Origin of the sequence: Sphingomonas sp. 10B4 (assembly GCF_035019905.1) — a bacterium.
GTDB classification, from domain to species: domain Bacteria; phylum Pseudomonadota; class Alphaproteobacteria; order Sphingomonadales; family Sphingomonadaceae; genus Sphingomonas; species Sphingomonas glacialis.
On the sequence record NZ_JASJVC010000202.1, the window covers coordinates 1 to 455 of the forward strand.

Sequence of the window (455 nt, forward strand, 5' to 3'; positions counted from 1 at the left end):
CAACAAACACAACGACGATCGCCGTCATCATATACCTAAGATGTCGTTCAAGGTTCAGAATTGGCCGGAATATGAAGCAGGATTACGGCGGCGCGGTAGCCTGACGTTGTGGATTGAAGACGCAGCATTAGATCAGTGGCAAAGCGTAGGGCCAAATGGTCAGGCTCGCTATCGGGATAGCGCCATTGAGACGAGTCTGATGCTGCGCTCCGCCTTCAAAATGGCCCTGCGACAAACCGAAGGGTTAATGGCTTCCGTGCTGACACTGATGAACCTGACAATCACGGCACCGGATCACACCACGGTCAGCAGACGGGCGGTCGGACTGACGGTAACGAAGTCACCATCCGCACCAAAGGGGCCACTCCATGTGCTCATCGACAGCACAGGTTTGCAGGTCTTTGGGGCAGGACAATGGCTGGAAGAAAAACATGGCGCGAAGTCGCGCCGTAGCT

Annotated in this window: 1 protein-coding gene; it reads left to right on the forward strand. The window is 55.2% G+C overall.

Going from position 1 to position 455, the window contains the following annotated elements; genetic code table 11:
* Nucleotides 1-455, forward strand: a 455-nt coding sequence (locus QN347_RS19465) for a transposase (RefSeq protein WP_323494354.1), incomplete at both ends; no start/stop codon positions are given.